Below are 25,027 nucleotides of genomic sequence, written 5' to 3' on the forward strand. Positions count from 1 at the left end.
CTGACTATCAGTGCGCTAATTAGTTGGTACGGCATTTGGGCATTACCAGAAACGAAGCAACAATACGACAAATCGTATACAACTGCTTTAATACGCTCATGACCATGCTACGAAATTACCTGAAAATCGCCCTCCGGAACCTGTGGAAGAACCGGCTCTTTAGTTCTCTGAATATCGTGGGCATGGGCGTTGGTATGGCTTCGGTGGCACTCATGGGGCTATACGTTGCCTATGAACGGAGCTACGACCGGTTCCACGCCAATGCCGACCGGATTGTTCGGGTAGTTCATTACGCCAGCTGGCCCGGTGTCGATATGAAGCTGGCACCCACGTCGGCCCCGTTTGCAGCGGCCCTTAAAAACGATTATCCAGACGTTGAGAAGACGGTCCGTATCGCTGTTGAGGGGGGGGGAGTCATTACCCATCAAGACAAGAAGATAGAGGCCGATGACATCTTTTTCACCGATAAAACGGTGTTTGAGGTGTTCACGTTTCCATTTCTGTTCGGCAACCCATCTACGGCCCTGGCCCGGCCGGCAAGCATCGTACTGACTAAAACACTGGCCGAAAAACTGTTTGGCAACGCAGCTAAAGCGGTAGGGCAACCCGTTGAGTTCAGCAATCATTTTGTCAATACGGTAACCGGCGTTATTGCTGATGTACCTGCCAATTCGCACCTGCAATTCAGCGCCCTGCGGTCGTTGCCCGCAAACTATACTGCCGACTGGCAAAACTTCAGTTTGTACACCTACCTGCTGCTGAACAAAGGCAGCGATTACAAGGCGCTGGAAGCTAAATTGACTGGATTCTATACGAAATACCTCAAAAAGGCAATGGGTGAACTAACCTACCGGATAGAGCTTCAGCCCCTCACATCCATTCACCTGCACTCGCACCTTGACTACGAAATCAGCCCGAATGGCGATGCTAAAACGGTGGCCATCTTTGCCATCATAGCCGCCCTGGTGCTGTTTATTGCCGGTATCAATTACGTGAACCTGTATACAGCCCGGTCCATTACCCGGACTCGTGAGGTAGGCGTCCGCAAAGCCATTGGTTCCCGAAGAACTCAGCTCGTCGGGCAGTTTCTGACCGAATCCCTGTTAATGGCCGTACTAGCCTGTACACTGGCTATCTTGCTGGCCAATGGGCTGTTACCGTGGTTCAATGAACTGGCGGGCCGGTCACTGCGCATCATGCAATACGGCCCGGTCGTGACGGTAGGTCTGGGTGTTGGGTTTGTGGTACTGCTGGGCGTGGGCAGTGGCCTGTATCCGGCGCTGGTTCTATCGGGCTTTCGGCCGGTTGCTGCCCTGAAAGGTCAGATGGGCAGTCAGTCAGGAAAAGTTCGGTTTCGTCAATCGCTGGTGGTATTTCAATTTGCGGCCGCTGTGGCCCTGATCGCCTGCTCGGCCACGATTTACCGGCAGATGCGATACGTGCAACGTAAAGACCTCGGGTTCAACAAAGACCAGGTGCTCACGTTTCATCTCAACAATAATGAATCGCGCCAGCAGGTAATGGCCCTGAAAGCCGAGCTAGCCCAAAGTCCCCTTATCGAAGCGGCATCGGCAGCTACTAACCCCATCGGTAATAACAACATTGGTACCAACGGGCTGTTTTTTGAGCAGAATGGCATCATACCAACAACCACACAGGTCGTTCAGAGATTCGCTGTGGATGCTGACTTTCTGACCACTATGGAGATTAAACTCCTTCAGGGTCGCAACTTTTCGGATTCGTTCCCCACCGATTCCACGAAAGCTGTACTGGTCAACGAAGCGCTGGTGAAAAAGATGGGCTGGCAGCACCCCATTGGCAAACGAGTCAAGTACTTTGTGGGTAAAGAGGAGACCGCCGAAGCGCAGGTAATTGGTGTCGTTGCCGATTTTCATACTTACTCCCTCCAGCACAAAATTGAGCCGCTGGTGTTGCAGATGCCCGCACCAGCGGAAAAGGATAATCTTTACGTACGCATCCGCCCCGAAAAAACTACCGAAGCTCTGGCCTACATAAGCGAGGTTTACCACACATTCGATGCCGCATCAACGCCCACCTTCCACTTTCTGGACCAGAACTTTTCGAAGCAGTACCAGGCTGAGCAAAAGCAAGGCTACGTGTTGCTTGCCTTTACCATTCTGGCGGTGTTGATTGCCTGCCTGGGGTTGTTTGGGTTGGCTGCTTTTGCCGCCGAAGCCCGTACCAAGGAAATTGGCGTACGGAAAGTACTGGGTGCGTCGGTTGGAAGTGTGGTTACCCTGCTGTCCAAAGATTTTCTGAAACTGGTCCTGATTGCCATTGTCCTTGGTTTACCGCTCGCCTGGTACTTTACCGGACAGTGGCTGCAAAACTTCGCTTACCATGTGGACCTAAGTTGGTGGGTGTTTGCGCTGGCGGGTCTGCTGGCAGTGGGAATTGCTCTGCTGACGGTGAGTTTCCAAAGTATCAAAGCCGCGTTGATGAACCCGGTAAAGTCGCTTCGTTCTGAATAGCGTGGGGCCGGGGGCACGGGGTTAACTACCTTAAGCTCTAAGCCCCAAACTCCTTACAACTATGCTCACAAACTACCTCAAAATCGCCCTGCGAACCTTCCGGAAGGATACCACCTTCACGCTCATCAATCTGGTGGGGCTGGCTGCCGGCCTGGCGGTGGCACTACTTATTATCCAGTATGTGCGCTTCGAGTTGAGTTACGAAAACTCATACCCACTGGCAGACCGGATCGTGCGACTCACTACGGACTATATGAACGGGGGTACAGTGGATGCGCAGGATGCCGAAATGTATCCCCCGGCAGGGCCGAAAGCCATTCGGGAAATGAACGAGGTGGTCAATTATACCCGCGTCTATCCCTTACGCAGGCCAACCGTGACCGTTCAGATTGACGATGCCTATTATCTGATGAATAGCGTCTATGCGGTCGATTCGTCCTTCTTCTCCATGTTCAGCTACCCGCTTCTATGGGGAGCTCGCAACGATCTCTTTACCAGACCCCGGCAGGTAGTGCTGACGAAAAAGACGGCGTTGACTTACTTCAAAACGCTCGATGTGCTGGGCAAAACCCTGAAAATTCCCAAGCGGGAAGGCAGCGTCCTGTTTGAAGTCGTGGGCGTGGTGCCAGACAGTCCGGCCAATACCCATCTGAAATTCGACATGCTGATCTCCTATCCAACCATGCTGTCGGACTTTGGCGAATGGGAAGACAACTGGAACAACAACAATACCTACACCTATGTGCAGTTAGCCGAAAAGGCAAGTTATGAAAGCTTTACCAGGTCGCTGGCGGCCTTCAGTGACCGATTGATTGGCGAAAAAAAGATGACAAGCGAGCGGGTAATCGGTCAGAAAATCGGCGACATCCACCTGTATTCTCACAAAACCTTTGAAACCGAACCTAACGGCGAAGCGCGGTCGGTGTACTTTCTGCTGGGCGTGGCGTTTCTGGTCCTGCTGAGTGCCTTTGTCAACTACGTGAATCTGACCACAGCCAAAGCGCTCGACAGGGCGCGGGAAATCGGCATGAGAAAGGTCGTTGGCTCTACCCAGAACCAGATTAGAATGCAGATTTTTACGGAAACTATTCTGATCAACATCGTTGCCGGGGGGCTGGCGGTAAGCCTGGTAGCGGCCCTGCGGTCGGTGTTTGTCGGGATGGCTGGCTTGCCTGAAGGGTTTACCGTGTTTCAGGACGCCTTTTTCTGGGAAAGTCTGGGGTTGTTTTTGATATTAAGTATCTGTATGTCAGGGTTATATCCGGCTTTCGTTCTGTCCTCCTTCGATCCGGTCGTGGTACTCAAAGGCAATTTCTCACGCTCGGTCAAAGGCACCCTGCTGCGGAAGTCGCTGGTGGTTTTTCAATTCACCATCACCCTGATTCTGCTGGTGCAAACCTTCGCCGTGTATCGGCAGGTCAACTTTTTACGGGAGCAGAATCTGGGCGTAAGTATCGATCACACCCTGGTTGTGAAAGCGCCAGTGGGAAGCGATGCTCAGCAGGATTACGGGGCGTTTCGTCAAATGCTGCTCAATCAGGCACAGGTGAAAGCGGTATCGCTGTCCGGCACCGTACCAGGCCTGGGCTCGACCCAGATGGGGTCAACCACGGGTATTAATCTGTCGGATGCCGCGAAGAAAACCTCGTATAATTATTACCTGACCCGGATTGACACCTCGTTTATCGACCTGATGGGGATCAAACTGCTGGCGGGCAAAAATTTCGATGCGACGACCCGGCCGGGCTTTGCGGATACGACCAACCGACAACTCATCGTCAACGAAGAAACGCTCCGACTCTGGGGTATTCCTACACCCGCTGAGGCCATTGGCAAACGGGTGGACCTCTGGGGGCATCAGGCAACGATTCGGGGCGTTGTCAATAACTACCACTACGAATCACCGAAGGCGGCCTACATTCCTATCATTCACCTGTACGCACCCGATTTTACCTCCTTTGCTAGTGTCAAATTTGCGGGGGGCAACCCCAGCCCCAGCGACCAACTCGCAACCCTGAAGAAGGTATATGAGGCCAGCTTCCCCCTTTCGCCGTTCAGCTATTTCTTCATGGACAGTGAATACGACAAACAGTACAAAGCCGACGACCGCTTTCAGCAGGTGTTTGGGGCCCTGACCGCCTTCGCTATTCTCATCTCCTGCCTGGGCCTGTTCGGTCTGGCCACTTTCACCGTTTCGAAGCGAACGAAGGAAATCGGTATTCGCAAAGTGATTGGGGCCAGCACGACCAACCTGATGCTTTTGCTCTCGAAAGACTTCCTGCGAACCGTTCTGCTCTCCATCCTGATCGGCCTGCCCATCACCTACTTCATTGTCAGGAACTGGCTGGCCAACTACGCGGCCCGCATCGAACTAAGCTGGTGGCTTTTTGCCTTGCCCGCCCTGTTAGTACTGGTGCTGGTCCTGGTATCCATCAGCAGCAAAACGATTGCCACTGCGTTGATGAACCCGGTAAAATCGCTTCGTTCTGAATAAATCCTGACAAGCATGCTCCGTAATTATCTCAAAATCGCCTTTCGGAACCTGCTCCGAAACAAAGTCCACTCAGCCATTAACATCGGCGGGTTGGCCGTTGGTATGGCCAGTGCTTTGCTGGTGCTCTTGTTTGTACGCGACGAACATAATTATGATCAATTTCACGAGAAAACACCGCAGTTATACCGGCTCACCACCACAGTTATTAACAAAGATGGTGTTCAACAACAGCGTGGCTCATCAGGACAGGTGCAAGGGCCGACTTTCAAAGCGGCTTTACCTGAAGTGCTGGACTATGTCCGTATTCTGGGCGTCAATTTTAACGTAATCGGTGAGCATAAAGCCCTGGGCTTACAGGGATTATTTGCTGATCCACATTTTTTTCGGCTTTTCACGTATCCGTTGATACATGGCGACTGGCGGACGGCTCTTGATAGCCCGAACTCTATCGTCCTGACGGAACAAACGGCTCGTAAATTTTTCGGCAAAACGGACGTTGTGGGTAAGCTGCTAAACTTAGAAGATGGTGACCATCTCGAATCGTTTGTAGTCACGGCGGTCACAAAAACACTGCCAATAAACGCATCAATTCAGTTTGAACTGCTGCTGCCATTTCAGAAACTTCAACAGAGCTTCAACGATTCAAACTGGTTAAATCAATACCTAAGTACCTTTTTGCTTCTGCATCCGACGGCGAATACGCAGACAGTTGAAGCAAAATTTCTGACCGTTTTCCAAGCCAACGCGCATGAGCAGTTACGGGAAGCCCAGAAACAGGAAGGGCAGCAGCCACAACTGCGTTTTGGTTTGCAACCCATTACCGACCTACACTTGAACGTCGCTGGTCTGGACGCGGAGAAAGGTGGCAGCATTGAGCATGGCTTGTCGGGCGGCAGTACACGCACCTACTCGTATGTGTTGCTGAGTATTATGGCGTTTATTCTGGTTATCGTCTGCGTCAACTTTATCAACCTCAGCCTGGCCGGTGCGCTCAAACGAGCTAAAGAAATTGGAGTGCGCAAAGTTGTTGGCAGTAGTCGGGCGCAAGTCATCAGCCAGTTTATGACTGAATCCGCGCTGCTCTGCGTACTCGCGTTCGGGTTAGCGATTTTACTCAGCGTAATCACCCTTCCTGTCTTCAATCAATTAGCCGCCAAGCAACTACCGTTTTCTTTCCTGACCGATGCGATGCTGATCCTCTCGGGTATTGGCATCCTGTTAGGATGCGTACTACTTACGGGTTTGTATCCGGCAATAACAGTGTCAATAACCAATCCTATCCAGGTGCTCTACGGTCGGCAACAGGTGAGTCAACGAGACAGACTGGGCAGAAGCCTGACGGTTGTTCAGTTTGTGCTTGCGGTTGGTCTGATCGTGGCAACGCTGGTCTACAACCAACAGATGAACTTAATGGTGCACAAGGATTTAGGGTATGACCCGACATCCATTATTCGGCTCGAGATACCCGATAAGCAAAGCACAACAACGCTGATTCAACGCTTTCGTCAGGAACTTCTGCGTCATCCGGTCATCAGGCGGGTAGCGGCAGCTTCGGATAATAGTATACCCGTTATGAGCGAGCGTCCAACGATCATAAATGGTCGGGAAGTTCGGTATGTATCCACCCGGATGGATGACGAATTTTTACCAGTGTTGAATCTCAAACTTCGGCAGGGAAGAAATTTCTCGGCGGCATTCGGTAGTGACTCAGCCACTTCAGTTCTTGTCAATGAAGCGTTTGTAAAAGCAGCAGGTTGGAGCAACCCTATTGGCCAGCGTTTTATTGAAAACTGGGTGGGTGATAACCAGCACTTGGCGGTGATCGGTGTGGTAAAAGATTATCATTACGGTTCACTTCGATACCCTATTCAACCGCAAATTCTGACCTTGAAACCGGCCAGCTTAGTTTGGATCAAATACGAACCAGGCAAGCAACTACAAACGCTTGCCATTTTACAACGAGTTTTCCGTAAGCAGTTTCCCAATTTCAACTTCCGGTACAGTTTTTTGAGTAGTGATACGGAAAGTTTGTATCAAAACGACCGCCGTTGGCAGCAGATTATTCAATACACGGCGGGGTTGTCCATCTTACTTTGCGGTATCGGCCTGTTTGGCTTAGCCACCTTTACCGCCGAAGCCCGCACTAAAGAAATTGGGGTGCGCAAAGTGCTCGGCGCGAGTGTGTTCAGCATTGCCACGCTGTTATCGAAAGACTTCCTGAAACTCGTCTTAATCGCCATTGTCATTGCCTCGCCGATTGCCTGGTACGCTATGGATAAATGGCTGCAGGACTTCGCCTATAAAATCACGATTGCCTGGTGGGTATTTGCCCTGGCGGGTTTGCTGGCGGTGGGCATTGCCCTGCTAACGGTAAGCTTCCAGAGTGTGAAAGCCGCGCTGATGAATCCGGTGAAATCGTTGCGTTCCGAATAAACCCCGATAATCATGTTCAGAAACTATATAAAAATCGCCTGGCGAAATCTGGTTCGCAACAAGGCATACGCATCGATCAATGTGTTGGGGCTGGCTCTGAGCCTGACCTGTGGCATTCTCATTTTTACACTTGTTAATTACCACTACAGCGTTGATCGGTTCCATACCAATGCCGACCGAATTTATCGGGTGGTGATGGAAGCGCACCATGAAGGAGTCGATTACTCGTCGGGGGTGTACTCGCCCCTGGGCCGGGTGATCCGTGAAGAACAAACGTTTGCCGAAAAAACGGCTCGTGTCCTGTCCGTCAACGGGGTTGTGCTTACTGTGCCTACCAACGGGAAAATCGACAAATACCGATCAGACATTGTATTCGCCGAAAGTGATTTTTTTTCCATTCTCGATTTCCCCTTGTTGCAGGGTAATGCCCAAACGGCGCTGAATACGCCCAACACGGCGGTACTGACGGAACGAATGGCTCAGAGGTTTTTCGGTGCGGCTAACCCGATGGGCAAAAGGTTTCGATTCGATAACCGGATGGATTTTACTGTAACGGGCGTGCTCAAAAACATGCCTGCCAATACGGATCGTCGAGAAGAGATCTACCTGTCGTTTGCAAACGCGAAGCAGTACGATGAGTACTTCAACGAACAGAACTGGGGTAATTATTCGGGAGCCATGCAGGTGTTTACCCTGCTGAAACCAGCTACCACCGTACAAACGGCAGAAAGTGCGCTGGCCAGCGTCATGAAAAAGTACGTGACCGACGACAGTAATATAAACAACGTACTCAAGCTACAGCCCCTTGCTGATATTCACCTCAACACGAACTACAGCGGACGTATCAACAAAACGAATCTATGGGTGCTGGCGCTGATCGGGTTGCTGCTGATTGTGGTGGCCTGTGTCAATTTCATCAACCTCGCTACGGCGCAGGCACTCAAGCGGGCCAAGGAAATTGGCGTTCGGAAAGTGCTGGGAAGCAGGCCGGTACAGCTTTTCTGGCAGTTTATGGCCGAAACAAGTCTAATAAGTGGATTGGCCACGCTGCTTGCCCTGATTACTGCCTGGCTGACACTGCCTTTGCTAAGTCAATTACTGCAAACCCAATTGTCGATCAATCTGCTTAACGATCCAGTTCTTGCCCTATTTCTGGTACTGTCGGCATTACTGGTTACGTTCCTGTCGGGTGCTTACCCCGGTCTGGTACTGGCGGGTTTCAGGCCTGTGTTGGCCTTAAGTGGGCGGCTGGCGCAGCGGCATATTGGTGGTTTTCCGCTTCGGCGGGTGCTGGTGGTAGGTCAATTAGCCTTGTCGCAGCTGCTTATTATTGGCACCATAGTCATCACCAACCAGATGCGCTATGCCAAACAGGCTGATCTGGGTTTTGCCAAAGAGGGTGTGATTATGATGCCTCTGCCGGTTCAGGACAATGCCAAGATGAGTACGTTGAAATCTCGGTTTCTGCAATTGCCGGGTGTCGAAAACGTGTCGTTCTGTTACCAGGCTCCCGCCGATCAGGGTATCAACTCCACCACGGTGCGCTTTGGGAGCCGGGCCGAAGATGAGAATTTCCTGATCGTCACCAAAGACGCCGACGAGGAGTACGTGCCAACGTTTAAACTGACCATGCTGGCAGGTCGCAATATCATCCATTCGGATACCACCAACGAGTATATTTTGAACGAAGCCGCTCTCAAAGCACTGAACCTGAAATCGCCCCAGGAGGCTGTTGGCCAGATGCTTTACACCAGCAAAGGTAGCCGAAAAGGTCCCATTGTGGGGGTGATGAAAGACTTTCATAATGGATCGTTTCGGCAAACAATTCCGCCTATCTGCATCCGGGCCAATGCCGGGGCTTATATTTCCTGTGCCGTACGGATAAACCTAAGTTCAACCCGGAGTTCACTGCCTGCGCTAGAAAAAATCTGGACGGATACCTTCCCCGAATCCATCTATGCATACCAGTTTCTGGACGAACGAATTGCCGATTTCTACGCGCTGGATGAGTTGATGCTGACATTACTTTCCGTTTTTGCACTAATCGCCATTTTCATTGGCTGCCTGGGACTATTCGGTTTAGTAACGTTTATGGCCGCTCAGAAAACCAAAGAGATTGGCGTTCGGAAAGTGCTGGGCGCCAGCGTACCCTCGATCCTGTGGTTGTTTGGGCAGGAATTTGTCCGGCTCGCGTTGGTTGCTATTGTGATTGCCTCGCCCATTGCCTGGTACGCCATGAACAAGTGGCTACAGAACTTCCAATACAAAGTCGACATCGAGTGGTGGGTCTTTGCGCTGGCGGGTTTGCTGGCAATTGGTATCGCCTTGTTAACAGTGAGTTTCCAAAGCATCAAAGCCGCGTTGATGAACCCGGTGAAATCGTTGCGTTCGGAGTGAAGAAATAGCTAACTAATCTCATGAAGCGCACGGGCGGGAAGTGCTGGCCTATGTGCGGCCCCGATTTATCAAACGAAACCCATCAGCTTATCCAAACCCAACAACGACCGACATGCTACGGAATTATTTTAAAATCGCTTTTCGGAATCTGGCCAGAGCCAAAGGATATGCCTTTATCAATATTGCCGGACTGGCGGTGGGGATGGCCGCTTCGGCACTCATTTTCCTGTGGATACAAAGCGAACTGAGATACGACCGTTTCTTCCCGAAAACGGACCGGCTGTTTCAGGTATATAACCAGGATACGTTTAGTGGCGTTGCTCAGGTTTGGGGCACAACACCCAGGCCGCTGGCACCGGAGCTAAAACAACAATATGCCGATATAGAAGACGCATCCAGGTACCACCCGGTTAACTATTTACTGACGGCAAATAATAAGAAAATAAACGTAGATGGAGCATTTGCCGACCCGGCCTTTCTGACATTATTTGACTTTCCATTTATAGCTGGCAACGCAGAAAAAGCCCTGGCCGGAAACAATGGAATCGTGATTACAAAAGCGCTGGCAGAAAAACTGTTTGGCACAACAGAGGCCTTGGGTAAAACCATTCAGCTCGATAATAAAGACAGTTTTTCGGTAACGGGTGTTTTGGATAACTTACCCATTAACACGCAGTTTAGCGGAATATCTTATCTATTACCCTGGACGTATTATACCACACCTGGCGGAGATTCTGACGGCTGGATTTCCAATAATCAGTACACTTTTGTTTCACTCAGCGAGCAGGCGAATCCTGTTGCGGTCAATGAGAAAATAAAGCGCGTTACGGCAGCACACCTCAAAGGGGTGATTGATGATGTATCACACCGGCATATTTTTCTCCATCCGGCCAGTAAATGGCACTTGTACTCAAAACAGGAGAACGGTCAGCTTGTCGGCGGGAGTATTGTTACAGTACAATTGTTCGGCGTTATTGCGGTTCTTATCCTGCTCATTGCTGCGGTCAATTTCATTAATTTGAGTACCGCCCGAAGCGAAAAACGCGCTAAAGAAGTCGGCATCAGAAAGGTAGCGGGTGCCCAGAAATCATCGCTGGTTTTTCAATTTATCAGTGAGTCTGTTATGCTTGCTTTTTTGGCAGGAATGCTGGGCCTGTTACTTGTTATCCTGTGCATTCCAACCTTCAATATGTTGATAGACAGTCAGTTGACACTAAAAATTGACTCAATTCAATTTTGGGCTGTTGCCATTGGGTTTGTTCTGTTAACGGGTTTACTGGCAGGTACCTATCCCGCTTTTTTCCTCGCGAATTTTCAACCCGCCACCGTTGTAAAAGGAAATCCCCGGTCAGCAAGTACCGTATTTTCCCTACGAAAAGGATTGGTGGTTGCCCAGTTCACCTTTGCTATTGTGCTGATCATAGCCACGCTGGTGATAAAGCAACAAATAAACTACGCCCAAAACCGGACGAGTGGCTACGACCAGAACAATCTCCTGTTCACTAATCTATCGGGCGAGTTGGACAGGCACTACGACGCCTTTCAACGGGAATTGATTCAGGCTGGTGCAGCCGTTTCGATGAGTAAATCACTCGGTCCGATTACCAGTCTTAATTCCCGGCAATGGGGGCTTTCGTGGCCCGGTAGTACAAAAGCGGATAAAGATATTGAGTTCGACCGGTTTGGGGCCGATGCGAATTTTGCCAAAACAACCGGCACAAAACTGATTACCGGGCGGGATATTGACATACGCACGTATCCAACGGATTCCACCGCCATATTACTCAATGAAACGGCCGTTAAAACGATGCAATTGGAAAAGCCGGTTGGTGCGACCATCCACTTCGACAGCCATGACTGGCACGTGGTTGGCGTAGTGAAGGACTTTATCTTTGCCTCACCCTATGAGTCAATAAACCCGGTTATTATTGGTGGACCCAGCGGGTCGATTCCACTTTCGTGGGTGAGTATTCGGTTGAATCCGGCTAATACCACGGCCCGGAATCTGGAAATTGCCGAAAAAATCGCCCGGACCTACAACCCCGCTTATCCGTTCGAATACACGTTTGCGGATGAGTCTTACAAAGCTAAGTTTGCCGATGAGCAGCGTACGGGTTTATTAACGGGCCTGTTTAGTGCGCTGACCGTATTTATTTCCTGCCTTGGCTTGTTTGGTCTGGCGGCTTACACGGCGCAGCAACGCACAAAGGAAATAGGCGTTCGGAAAGCGTTGGGCGCATCCGTAACCAGTATTATAGGGCTATTGACCAGAGACTTCATTCAGCTTCTACTGGTTGCCTTTGCCATTGGGGCACCTTTAGGCTGGTATGCCATGGAAAAATGGTTGCAGGATTACCCCTACCGGATAGCCATCGATGCCAGTGTTTTTATACTAACCTTGTTGTCGTCTATCCTGATGATACTCGTGACCGTCAGTTTTCAGGCCATCAAAGCCGCGTTGATGAACCCGGTGAAATCGTTGCGTTCTGAATAATAGGTGATGCAAACCACTGATATGGATAATTCGATAAAATAGGGACTGGCTCCGAACGTATTTTGGCTTATGTCGAGGCCTTAAAAGACGGATAAATGGTACAGGCTGGCCAATAGAACAGGAAGCATGAGCTACGTTCGATTCCAACTGGCGAGGTATTTTTGAAAGGCCGGTTCTGCACGGATAAGGTTGAAATCAGCGGCATTAAAATGCGATGCTGTACAACAAAGTGCCCATTGTATTGGTAAGAGACGCAAAAAGGGTGGTGTTCAGTGAATGGACATTTTACACCTGTCCGCACCTGTCCGCCTTCTGTCCATTAGCGGACACGGTTAAAAATAATTTTTCTTATTTTTAGTTGATAATCAATAGGTTATCTTTTTGGTACAGCATTTGGACAACGTTTAAAAACACCTTAGCGATCGTTGTCTTATGCTACGAAATTACCTGCTTATCGCCATTCGTAATCTGCGTAAACACAAGACATTTAGTTTCATCAATATCACGGGCGTGGCCGTTGGGCTGGCGTGTTTTCTGCTCATTGCGCTCTACGTAGCTGATGAACTGAGCTACGACCGGTACAACACCAACGCCGACCGGATTTACCGGGTTGGCCGAACATTCCTCTCTACGGATGGAACGCCTTCGCTGAAACTGGCCCAGGCTGCACCACCCTTCGGACCGCTGATTAAGCAGGACTTTCCGGAGGTAGAACAGATGGTCAGGACGCTGAACTACAATGGCCTGGTGCGTTACGGCGAACACTCGTTCAATGAGCAGGATATCTACTTTGCCGAAGCTAATTTGTTTAAGGTATTTGATATCAAGCTTAGTAGCGGGAATCCCGATCTGGCACTAGCTAATCCGTTTGCTATTCTACTCTCGCGGCCAATGGCCGAAAAGTATTTCGGTACCGGTGGACCGGCCGAATCGGCCATCGGCAAAACCGTTCGACTGAATAACCAGTTCGACATGGCCGTTACGGGTGTGTTTGAGCCGTTGCCTACGCAGGCGCATTTTCACCCCAATTTCCTTATCTCGTTCTCTACCCTGAACGACAACCGTGTTTACGGGGCAGAAGGCCTGCGGACCAACTGGGGTAATAACTCCTTTAACACGTACATACTAACCAAAGCGGGGTTCGACCCCCAGCGGATGGAAGCGGCTTTCCCGGCCTTTCAGGACCGGCACGTTCCGGCTCAGGAGGGGCGTGCTGCTTCCACGTTCTCGGTGTTGAATCTGCAAAAACTAACGGATATTCACCTGCGTTCGCACACCGATTCGGAGGTGGAGCCCACCGGCGATATCAGCTACATTTACCTGTTTTCGGCCATCGGTCTGTTCATCCTGCTGATTGCCTGTATCAATTACATGAACTTAGCCACAGCCCGTTCGGCGGGGCGGGCCAAAGAGGTTGGGATGCGTAAGGTTGTAGGGGCCCTGCGCGCCCAACTTATTGGTCAGTTCCTGAGCGAATCCCTGCTGCTGGTTCTTTTTGCGCTTGGCATTGCCCTACTGCTGGTTATGCTCTGCCTACCGGCGTTGAATGAGTTTACCCATAAAGAGCTATCGATCAACCAACTGCTCAATCCGGTTTTTCTGAGTATTCTGGTTGGTGTTACGCTGCTGACCGCCCTGGTGGCAGGCAGCTATCCCGCATTTTTTCTGACTTCTTTCCGGCCGTTAGGTGTGCTGAAAGGGCAGATTGCCTCAGCCATGCGCACGGGTAAACTGCGGCAGGTGCTGGTTGTAACCCAGTTTTCTATTGCTATGGTGCTCATTATCAGTACGGCCGTGGTGTATAGCCAGATGAAGTATATTCAGGACTATCGGCTGGGCTACCAGAAAGAACAAATGCTGCTCCTGTCCGATGTGGGCGACTCAACCACCAGTTACGAAACCCTCCGGCAGCAACTGGTGCAAACCGGTATTGTCCGGGATATGGGGCGGTCGTCGCGCATACCCTCCGGCCGGTTGCTCGACTCGTATAACGCCCGCACCATGTCGGGGGACAGTATGGCCCCCGTTAATATAAACTTACGGGCACTGCGGGTCGACCACGATTTCATCCCGACGTATCAGATCGGTATGGCTGCCGGACGGAATTTCTCCCGCGCCTACCCGACAGATACGGCCATGGTGGTACTGAACGAAACGGCCGTGCGGTTATTGGGCTGGACACCCGAACAGGCCATTGGTAAACCGTTTCAGTATGGCCCTGCCAGGGGGCAGATTATTGGCGTGACGAAGGATTTCCACTTCGAGTCGCTGCACCAGCAGATGGCTGCGCTGGCTATGGTCCTGACACCCCGACAGCTCAACTGGCTGTCGGTTCCGCTCAAAGGCAATATTCCGGCGGGTGTGAAACGGGTTGAAGCGGTCTGGAAACGGTTTTTCCCGGAGCAGCCTTTCAACTACCAGTTTCTGGACGAGCGGTTCGACCGGCTGTATGCCCGCGAGCAAACCCAGCAAACGCTGTTCAGTATTTTTGCGGGCATCGCCATCCTGATTTCGTGCCTGGGTTTGTTTGGGTTATCCATGTTCATGGCCGAAGTACGGACCAAAGAAATCGGCATTCGCAAGGTACTGGGCGCATCGGAAATGAGTTTAGTAACCCTGTTTTCCAAGGATTTTGTCAAGCTGGTATTCGTGGCCCTGGTCATTGCCGCCCCCGTAGCCTGGTACGCCATGCATACCTGGCTGAATGATTTTGCCTACCGCACCGATATTCACTGGTGGGTATTCCTGCTGGCGGGTGGCCTGACGATGTTGATTGCCCTACTGACAGTGAGTTTCCAGAGTGTGAAAGCTGCGTTGATGAACCCGGTTAAGAGTTTACGAAGCGAATAAACCCTGCAACCATGCTAACAAATTACCTCAAAATCGCCTGGCGGAACCTGCGTCGCGACCGTTTTTACAGCCTTATCAATATCCTGGGGCTAACCATCGGCATCACCTGCGGCTTGTTGCTACTGCTGTACGTGACGGATGAATTAAGTTACGACCGCTACCACGCCAAAGCCGGTCAAATCTACCGCGTCGTGACAGAAATTCACGAACCGGATAAGACGAATCACTGGATGGGTATTCAGGCTCCGGCGGTTAGGACGATGAAAGAGAAATACCCGGCGGTGGTAAATTACGTGCGCTTTTTTCCCGGCCCCGGCACGTTCCAGCTGGGCGAAAAACGATTTGCCGAAGAAGGTATTTTCGAAGCAGACTCCACCGTGTTCGACATCTTCAGCTACAACTTCGTGGTGGGCGACTCAAAAACGGCACTCCATGCGCCTGGCAGCATTGTGTTGACCCGCAAACTGGCTCAGAAGTTTTTTGGCACAGTCAATGCACTCGGGAAAATTCTGCGCACTAACGACACGACCGCCTACCAGGTGAAAGGCGTTATAGAAGATGTGCCTAAAAACTCACAGCTCCGGTTCAATGCCCTTACCTCGCTCAGCAACACGACCCGGAAGGACAATGACTGGGGTAGTTTTTACGTAACCAGCTACGTCGTACTGGCCAAAAATACAGACCCGAAGATAATTGAGAGTAAATCACCGCAACTGTACGAAGCCCATATGGCCTCATTTTTCAAGCGGTTGGGCATTACCGTTGCTTACCAGTTGCAACCGCTGACGAGCATTCACCTTTACTCAAAATTAGATGGTGAAACCAACGGCGACATCGGGTATGTCTATACGTTCAGCGCAGTTGCCTTTTTTATGCTGTTGCTGGCCAGTATCAACTACATGAACTTAGCCACCGCCCGCTCAGCCCGGCGGGCAAAGGAAGTGGGGCTACGCAAAGTGATGGGGTCGGTACGGACGGCGTTAATTGGTCAGTTTATGGCCGAGTCGGTGCTGATGACTACGTTGGCGTTGCTGGTTAGTGTGACGATGGTATGGGCCATGCTGCCTTTTTTCAATACCGTTTCGGGCAAGGAAATTGAAATTGGTCAGTTGGTACAGCCGCAGTTTTTGGGTATTGCGCTGGGTATCGTTGTCTTCACGGGCTTTGTTAGCGGCAGCTATCCGGCCTTTTACTTGTCGGCGTTTGAACCCGCTGCCGTGTTAAAGGGAGCCACCAAAGGCCGGAGCGGTAGCCTTTTCAGGAGGGCCCTGGTGGTAACGCAGTTTTCGGTGTCGCTGGTGATGCTCATTTGCACCTGGATTGTTTTCCAGCAACTCGATTTCATGCAAAACCAGAACATGGGCTACAACCGCGAGCAGGTACTCACGATCAACTATGGAGATAACCAGCCCCCCGGCAAGTATGAGACATTCCGCCGGAGTTTGCTGGCTAATCCTGCCATTCAGAAAGTGGCCACCGCCAGAGCTGCCGTTAGTAACATTGGGGGACGGGTAATTCTGGGAGTCGAGTCCGGCACGGGGATGAAAGACATGGCGTTTAAACCTACGTCCATTGACCACAATTACCTGAACACAATGGGAATGAAGCTGGTTGCGGGCCGAGATTTTTCCGCCGATTTTCCCGCCGATACGTCCAGGAGTGTTCTGGTAAACGAAGCTACCGTAAAGCGAATGGGCTGGAAAGAACCGCTCGGCAAAAAAGTTATGCTGGGTAGTATGCCGCAAAATGGTCAGACGGCTCCGCCCACGGCGCAGGTAGTAGGCGTAGTGCGGGACTTTCATCAACAGTCGCTCTACAACCCTATTGAGCCGCTAATTCTGTTTTACCGGCCTGTGCTGGCCGTTACACACATCAAAATAGCGGCTGATGATGCCGACAAAACGCTGGCGTTCATCAAACAGAAATGGACGGAAGTCTATCCCGACAAAATCTTTGCGTACAGTTTTCTGGATCAGGATTTTGAGTCGGCTTACCACGCCGACGTGCTGCGGGGGCAGATTTTTACGACTTTCTCCGTACTAACTATCCTGATTGCCTGCCTGGGATTGTTCGGGCTGGCTACGTTCACGACTGAGCAGCGGGTGAAAGAAATTGGTGTTCGCAAAGTGCTGGGCGCGTCGGTATGGGTTTGGTTGTACTACTCTCCAAAGATTTCACGAAGCTGGTACTGCTGTCGTTTCCCATTGCTATTCCAGTCGCCTGGTACGCTATGCACCAATGGCTGCAAAGTTTTCCGTATAAGACAGACATTCACTGGTGGGTGTTTGTAGCGGCCTGTCTGCTTACGCTTTTTATCTGCTGGGCCACCGTCATTCATCAGAGTGTGAAAGCCGCGCTGATGAATCCCATCAAATCACTACGTTCTGAGTAAAACGGTAAACCATGGTCAGAAACTACCTCAAAATCGTATTCAGGAGCCTGTTACGCAACAAGCTCCTGAGTACGATTAATATCGCCGGACTGAGCGTGGGCTTGGCAGTGGTAATGCTCATTCTGCTATTCGTGCAGGACGAAGTATCGTACGACCGCTTTCACGTGCAGGCCAGTCAGTTGTACCGGATCGTACTGGATACCACGACGCCCGACGGCAGTGAATTCAGAACCGGGGCTACGGGACTGCCCCAGGGACCAGCCTTCGCGGCTGAGTTGCCGGAAGTAGTCGACTTTTGCCGGGTGCAGGGCTACGAAATGCTTGTTCGGAAGAAAGATGAGGGAATCTATCAGCAGGTTTTGTACGTCGATCCCTCGTTCCTCAACCTGTTTAGCTTCGATTTACTAGCGGGCAACCCAAATACGCTGCTGAACGATCCGGGGAATGTGGTCATCACCGACGACATGGCCCGCACCTATTTTGGCACGACGGACGTACTAAACCGGTACCTGACGATTGATGCGGGCGGCTCGTTTGAGAACTATCGCATCTCGGGTGTTGTGAAAACGCCCCCCATGAATTCGAGCATCCGCTTCGACTTACTGCGCCCCCTTGTAGCGTCACTACCGCCCGAGCGTAAGGACTGGCCGGAGGCTGACTGGTCGGACGGTTTCCTGAATACATTTTTGCTGGTACGCTCCGACGCAGCCAATTCACTGGCAACGGAGCGTAAAATGGCAACGGTGTTTGAGAAATACGCCAGTCAGCAACTGGCTCAGCTTCGGAAGGAAAACGGACCGTTTGACCTGGCGTATCACCTGCAACCCTTCACGGCCATGCACCTCGATAATCGTTACAACAGAGAAAATGGTTTGGAACGGGGATCATCGTCGGTTTATTCGTACATTTTGAGCGGTATTGCCGGGCTGATTCTGCTGCTCGCGGGCATTAACTTTGTAAACCTGACCCTGGCCCGGTCGCTGCGTAGAACCAAAGAAATTGGCATTCGTAAAGTAACGGGCAGCACGCGTCGGCAACTCATCGGGCAGTTTGTGGGCGAAACATTTTTGTTTACACTGCTGGCGTTCATTCCCGCACTAGTGCTGGTTTATGCCCTGCTTCCTCAATTCTCGACCCTAGCCAACAAAGCATTACAAATTAGTTTTTTGCTCACGCCACAAACGATGGGTCTGTTTGCTGGATTGGTTGTAGTGGTTACGTTGCTGGCCGGGTTTTACCCGGCACTGGTACTTTCGGGCTTCAACCCAACCCAGATATTGTATGGCCGCGTTCGGCTGGCCGAGCGGAACCGGGTCGGCAAATCGTTGCTGGTGCTGCAATTCGTTATCGCTATTGTACTGGTGATTGGCACGGTGGTGCTGCATGGCCAGTTCAACTACATTCAAACGGCCAGTGTGGGTTACGAACGGGCTGACCGGGTGCGGGTTTACATTCCCTGGGGACGGGAAAAACAGGGGGAACTGGTTAAACAGGCGCTCCGGCAACAGCCCGGCATTGACGCGGTAGCCCGAAAATCCGGGGGACATCAGGCTGGCACATATTACGTCCGGAATAAACCCGTCAAATCAGCTAATGAGTGGATCGACGACCAGTACCTGAACCTCGTAAATATTCCGGTTCTGACTGGTCGGGGGTTGAATTCGGCAAATGCCGCCGATAGCCTGTCCAATATTCTGGTGAATGAAACCTTCGTCAAGCGGTTTCTATTGGCTGATAAATCCGCCGTTGGGCAGGTAATTCAACGACAGGAAAATGACAATACCCGGCGCAACCTGACCGTAGTAGGCGTGGTACGCGATTATCAGTACCGCTCCCTGCGCGACAAACCGGAGCCAGTCCTTTTCCAGCTTGGCCGGCCCGAACAGATGAATCAGTTGTACGCCAAACTGACACCCGCCCAATCGAAGGTGGGATTACAGGCCCTTGAAAGCACGTTTAAACGCCTGATTCCATATCAGCCGTTCTCCTATCACTTTATGGAAGACGACCGGTTGAGTGACTACGCTGATGATGCCCGCTGGAAACAACTCATCACCAATGCCGCAATGCTGGCGCTGTTGATTGCGAGTCTGGGCCTGTTCGGGCTGGTTACGCTAACGACCGAGCAGCGGACAAAGGAAATCGGCATCCGTAAAGTATTAGGAGCCAGTGTACTGGAAATCAGCCGGACGCTATCGGCCAGTTTCCTGAAATTAATTTTACTAGCCTTCCTGATTGCTGCGCCCATTGGCTGGTATGCTGCCCGCCAATGGCTCGACACGTTTGTGTACCGAATGGACCTGAGTATATGGCTCTTCGGTCTCGTTGGTCTGTCCGTATCAGGCATTGCCCTACTGACAGTGAGTTTCCAGAGTGTGAAAGCCGCCCTAATGAACCCGGTTAAATCGTTGCGAAGCGAATAAAAAACTATGCTTAAAAGCTATTTCACCACTACCCTCCGCGCCCTGAAGCGAAACTGGAGTTATTCGATTATCAACGTATCTGGTCTGACACTGGGACTGGCCTGTTGTTTGCTGTTATTTGTGGCCGTACGCTATGAACTAAGCTTCGACCAGCACAACAAGAACGCTGACCATATTTACCGCATGCTGGGTACCGACAAAACGGATTCCGACAACAAACCCAACACGGGTATTACCTTTCCGGCTTTGGCTGCTCTCCGGAATGACTTCCCGGAATTGAAGCATAAGGTTACCCTGGTTAGTCGGGTCAGGCCGACCATGGTATCAGTGGGTGGCAAGGGAAAGGTGGATACCAAACGGTTTCAGGAAAACGATGGCGTGGTTACGTTTGCCGAACCGGAGTATTTTAATCTGTTCGATTATACCTGGGAGAAAGGTAGCCCACAAACAGCCCTGACCAACCCCAACACGGCGGTACTCTCTGACCGAATTGCTCATAAATACTTCGGCGACGCAAACCCCATGGGGAAAATTATCCGGCTCGAAAATCGAATGGATTTTGTGGTGACCGGTATTGTTCAGGCCTCACCCGCCACAAGTAGTTTGCCTTTTGATGTATTTCTGTCGAATGCCTCCATTCTGGCCTATGGCAACAGTTCTCCTCCCAACGATTGGTCATCGAGCTATGGCGGAGCACAAATTTATATGTTGCTGCCTCCGGCCGCAGGTGGTGCAGAACCATCAGCCGCACGCATGGAACGTCAGCTGGTTGGCTTTGTTAAAAAATACCACTCCCCGGAAGATGCCAAAAAACGGCAATACATCTTACAGCCGCTGACCGACATTCATTTCGCCACCAACACGCCGAATTTTGCCCAGCGAAGCATCAGCATTGAAATGATTTGGGCCATGGTGCTGATCGGCCTTTTTGTTCTGGTAACGGCCTGTGTCAATTTTATCAATCTAGCGACGGCGCAGGCCATTCGCCGGTCGCGGGAAGTGGGCGTCCGTAAAGTACTGGGGAGCACTCGTGGACAATTGGTTCGTCGGTTTCTGGGCGAAACCAGCATACTAACAGGTATTGCGGTAATGCTGGCGCTGTTTGTCGCCCAGGTTTCGCTGCCCTACGTGGGTGAACTACTGAACATCACACCGGAAGCGGTGAGCCTTTTCAGCCCAGCAGCACTCGGTTTTCTAGCCTTACTGGCCCTGCTGACAACCCTGCTGGCGGGCTTTTATCCGGCCCTGGTACTATCTGGTTACCAACCCATTACGGCCCTGAAGGGCCGGACTACAGCAGGTTCTATCCAGACAGGTGGAATGGGCGGTTATTTAACCCTTCGCCGGGGACTAATTATAGGTCAGTTTGCTATCTCGCAGCTACTGATTATTGGCACCATCATCGCCTACAGCCAGATGAATTATTTTCGTTCGGTCGACCTGGGCTACAGCCGGGACGCCGTCCTGACGGTTAAGTTGCCCCAAAATGAGCCGGGACAACTGGAGAATCTACGGGCTAAACTTACGAACGTATCGGGTATACAGTCGATTAGTTTTGGCATGGTTACTCCCTCATCAAGTACTAACTGGACGACTGGATTTCATTTTGAAAATGAAGAAAAAGACCCCGGTTATGGTGTTGTGATGCGTCCTGCCGACACGGCTTATGTGCGGACATTTGGGTTGAAATTACTGGCCGGACGCCTATATCTACCCGCCGATTCCATACGGGAACTGGTCATCAACGAAACGTTCATGAAGCGGCTGGGCTTTCAGAAACCGGACCAGGTCATTGGTAAACGGATGGTGGTGGCGGGCGAATCCGTGAAAAAACCGATTGTGGGCGTGGTGAAGGATTTTAACCTGTTTTCGTTGCGGGATCATGTTGAGCCAAGCGTATTAACAACGCAACGGGGCAATTACACCCTAATGGCTATCAAACTGTCGACGCAGCAAGGCGGCACGGAAGCCATTCGCCAACTTTTGAAAGGGGTTGAAACCGCCTGGACGTCAACCTACCCTGAATTTGTTTTTAGTTATGAATTTCTGGACGAAACTCTCGCTAACTTCTACAGGGATGAGGAGCGCCTGTACCTATTATTTCGGTTACTGGCTGGTATTGCCATCTTTATTGGCTGCTTAGGTTTATACGGCGTGGTGGCATTCATGGCCGAATCGCGTACCAAAGAAGTGGGCATCCGAAAAGTGCTGGGCGCTTCAACAGCTACTATTTTCGGTCTGTTCTCTATCGACTTTATCCGGCTTGTCCTGATTGCCCTGTTCATTGCCTCGCCCCTGGCCTGGTACGTGATGCATCAATGGCTACAGAAGTTTGAATACAAAATTGACATCGAATGGTGGATGTTTGCGCTGGCGGGTTTGCTGGCCGTGGGCATTGCCCTGCTAACGGTGAGTTTCCAAAGCATCAGAGCCGCGTTGATGAATCCGGTCAAATCATTACGGTCTGAATAAACTACTGAACTCATGTTGCACAACTATCTCAAAATTGCCTGGCGAACCCTTCGCAAACAACGCGGGCTATCGTTTATCAACATTGCAGGACTAGCCACGGGGCTGGCCTGCTGCCTGCTCATCACACTCTACGTGCTGGACGAGCTGAGTTATGACCGCTACAATGCCAAAGCAAACCGTATTTACCGGATTCATTCCGACATAAAGTTCGGCGGTAACGACTCGCGGATGGCCGTATCAGCCGATCCCATCGGACCAACGCTGAAACAAAATTACCCGCAGGTGGAACAGTTCGTGCGGCTCCATCAGCGCGGCACCTGGCTCGTGAAACGGGCTGGCTCAACGAACAGCCTGCGCGAAGAAAACATCACGTTTGCCGACTCGACGCTGTTCGACGTGTTTACTCTGCCGCTTGTCGCGGGTGATCCAAAACGGGCGCTGACCTCGCCGAATACCGTTGTCATCAGTGAATCGGCGGCTAAACGGCATTTTGGCAACCAGGACCCAATGGGTCAGACACTCACCTTTAACAACGACCAGAACTTTAAAATAACGGGCGTTGTGCGCGACATGCCCTTTAATTCGCACTTCCGCAGCGACTTCTTTCCGGCTATGCTCAGCGACGGTTACCAGTGGGGACAGTGGCTGAGCAGCAATCACCATACCTACATTGTGCTGCGAGAGGGTACCGACTACCGGCAATTCGAGAAAAACCTCGACGCTGTAGTCGAAAAATACGTCGGCCCACAGGCGCTCCAGTTCATTGGTGTTACACTAGCGCAGTTTCGTCAGGCGGGAAATCGCTTTCGGTTCTCGCTGATGCCGCTCACTGCAATTCACCTCTACTCAAAAGAAACCATTCAACTCGCGCCCAACGGCGACATACAGTACGTTTACATCTTCTCGGCGGTAGCCCTGTTTATCCTGCTCATTGCGGGCATCAACTTTATGAACTTAGCCACCGCCCGCTCGGCCAACCGCGCCAAAGAAGTGGGCGTCCGCAAGGTACTGGGATCAGAACGGCCACAACTCATTGGGCAGTTCATGACCGAATCTGTGCTCATGACAGCACTGGCGATGGGATTGGCCTTACTTATGGTTGCGGTATCAATACCTTTTTTTAATGATCTTGCCGCTAAGCAATTAAGCATCAGGAGCCTGCTATCCCCCTATTGGCTACCCATACTCGTCCTGCTCCCGATTGTGGTCGGTTTACTGGCAGGCAGCTATCCTGCCTTTTTTCTGTCGTCGTTCAAGCCCATCAGCGTTTTGAAAGGTCGAGTCAATGTCAGTTTTAAAGGGGCTGGACTACGCAGCGGCTTAGTCGTGTTTCAGTTTATGATGTCGGTGGTGCTCATCGTCGGGACCATCATTGTGTACCGCCAAATTACCTACATTCAGAACAAGAATCTGGGGTTCAAACGCGATCAGGTTCTGACGGTCAACGACGTGTACGCCTTGGGCAAACAGGCAGAGACGTTTAAACAGGAAGTGCTAAGGCTGCCCGGCGTGGTGAGCGGGTCCATCTCCGGCTATCTGCCCACACCCTCCAATCGAAGTGATAATTCGTTCTTCCCGGAAGGGGCAATCGACCAGAAAAGAGCGGTGAACATGCAGGCGTGGGGTGTTGACCATGACTATGTGAAAACGCTGGGTATGCAGATTATTCAGGGGCGCGACTTCTCGCGGGATTTCGGCTCCGACTCGTCCGGCATTATCCTGAACGAAACGGCGGCCAAACTTTTCGGCGAGAACAACATCATCGGGAAACGCGTGTTGCAGTTTACCGATTCGCAGTTAAAAATCCGCAAGACATACACTGTGATTGGTGTCGTCAAAAACTTCCATTTTGAATCGCTTCGCCGGAATATCGGCGCCTTGGCTATGGTACTGGACGCCAACTCCGGGGCCGCGTCGTTCCGGCTGGGCGGCACAAACCTACCGACCTTAGTTAGTCAGATTGAGACGAAGTGGAAGCAGGTCGCCCCCGGTCAGCCGTTCAGTTACGCGTTTCTGGAAGACAGTTTCGATGCCATGTACCGCGCTGAGCAGCGCATTGGTACCATTGCCCTGACGTTTGCCGCACTGGCCATCCTGATTGCCTGTTTGGGATTATTTGGCCTGGCTGCGTTTATGGCCGAGCAGCGCACCAAGGAAATCGGCGTTCGCAAGGTACTCGGTGCCAGCGTGTATAGTATTGTAACCCTGTTGTCAACCGACTTCCTAAAGCTGGTGCTGATTGCTATTGTCGTTGCCTCACCCCTGGCCTGGTACATCATGCATCGGTGGCTCAACGATTTCGCCTATAGAATCGACATTGAGTGGTGGTACTTCGCCGGGGCGGGTGCGCTGGCGGTGGGTATTGCGCTGCTGACGGTAAGTTTCCAGAGCATCAAAGCCGCCCTGATGAATCCGGTGAAGTCGTTGAGAACTGAATAAGTCAACCGGGCGCGCATAGCGTTTGTACTACTACCGCAGGAGTGCCGCTACCCCTGTCCGCAACTGGTCGTACGGCGTCCGTTTGCGGACATATTTTTATCTAATTTCCAATTAAATTCCTGTAAATAAGCGAATTAACTT

General features: G+C 51.4%; 10 protein-coding genes. All 10 read left to right on the forward strand.

Annotation, left to right across the window (positions count from 1 at the left end; genetic code table 11):
- Positions 1 to 104: 104 nt before the first annotated feature.
- The 10 genes from B156_RS0102770 to B156_RS0102815 all read left to right on the forward strand — a co-directional run bounded on the left by B156_RS0102770 (position 105) and on the right by B156_RS0102815 (position 24,886).
- On the forward strand, positions 105 to 2,492 hold the full coding sequence (locus B156_RS0102770; RefSeq protein ID WP_026260552.1) for an ABC transporter permease: 2,388 nt from the start codon (positions 105 to 107) through the stop codon (positions 2,490 to 2,492).
- Between the two features lie 61 nt (positions 2,493 to 2,553).
- A complete protein-coding gene (locus B156_RS0102775; RefSeq protein ID WP_018618095.1) occupies positions 2,554 to 4,986 on the forward strand; it encodes an ABC transporter permease in 2,433 nt (810 codons plus the stop codon).
- A gap of 12 nt (positions 4,987 to 4,998) precedes the next feature.
- Positions 4,999 to 7,419 (forward strand): ABC transporter permease, encoded by a 2,421-nt coding sequence (locus B156_RS0102780; protein WP_018618096.1) that lies wholly within the window; start codon positions 4,999 to 5,001, stop codon positions 7,417 to 7,419.
- Positions 7,420 to 7,431: 12 nt separating this feature from the next.
- A complete protein-coding gene (locus tag B156_RS0102785; RefSeq protein ID WP_018618097.1) occupies positions 7,432 to 9,816 on the forward strand; it encodes an FtsX-like permease family protein in 2,385 nt (794 codons plus the stop codon).
- A gap of 112 nt (positions 9,817 to 9,928) precedes the next feature.
- Positions 9,929 to 12,310, forward strand: coding sequence for an ABC transporter permease (locus tag B156_RS0102790; RefSeq protein WP_026260553.1), 2,382 nt, complete (start codon positions 9,929 to 9,931; stop codon positions 12,308 to 12,310).
- A 432-nt stretch (positions 12,311 to 12,742) separates the two neighbouring features.
- On the forward strand, positions 12,743 to 15,160 hold the full coding sequence (locus B156_RS0102795) for an ABC transporter permease (protein WP_018618099.1): 2,418 nt from the start codon (positions 12,743 to 12,745) through the stop codon (positions 15,158 to 15,160).
- A gap of 11 nt (positions 15,161 to 15,171) precedes the next feature.
- Entirely contained in the window at positions 15,172 to 17,451 is a 2,280-nt protein-coding gene (locus tag B156_RS28755; RefSeq protein WP_245563673.1) for an ABC transporter permease, read from the forward strand.
- 112 nt (positions 17,452 to 17,563) lie between these two features.
- Positions 17,564 to 19,975 (forward strand): ABC transporter permease, encoded by a 2,412-nt coding sequence (locus B156_RS0102805; protein ID WP_018618100.1) that lies wholly within the window; start codon positions 17,564 to 17,566, stop codon positions 19,973 to 19,975.
- 6 nt (positions 19,976 to 19,981) lie between these two features.
- Positions 19,982 to 22,447, forward strand: a complete 2,466-nt coding sequence (locus B156_RS0102810) for an ABC transporter permease (RefSeq protein ID WP_018618101.1) — start codon at positions 19,982 to 19,984, stop codon at positions 22,445 to 22,447.
- A 12-nt stretch (positions 22,448 to 22,459) separates the two neighbouring features.
- Positions 22,460 to 24,886, forward strand: a complete 2,427-nt coding sequence (locus B156_RS0102815) for an ABC transporter permease (RefSeq protein WP_018618102.1) — start codon at positions 22,460 to 22,462, stop codon at positions 24,884 to 24,886.
- Positions 24,887 to 25,027 lie beyond the last annotated feature (141 nt).

This window comes from Spirosoma luteum DSM 19990 (genome assembly GCF_000374065.1).
GTDB lineage: Bacteria > Bacteroidota > Bacteroidia > Cytophagales > Spirosomataceae > Spirosoma > Spirosoma luteum.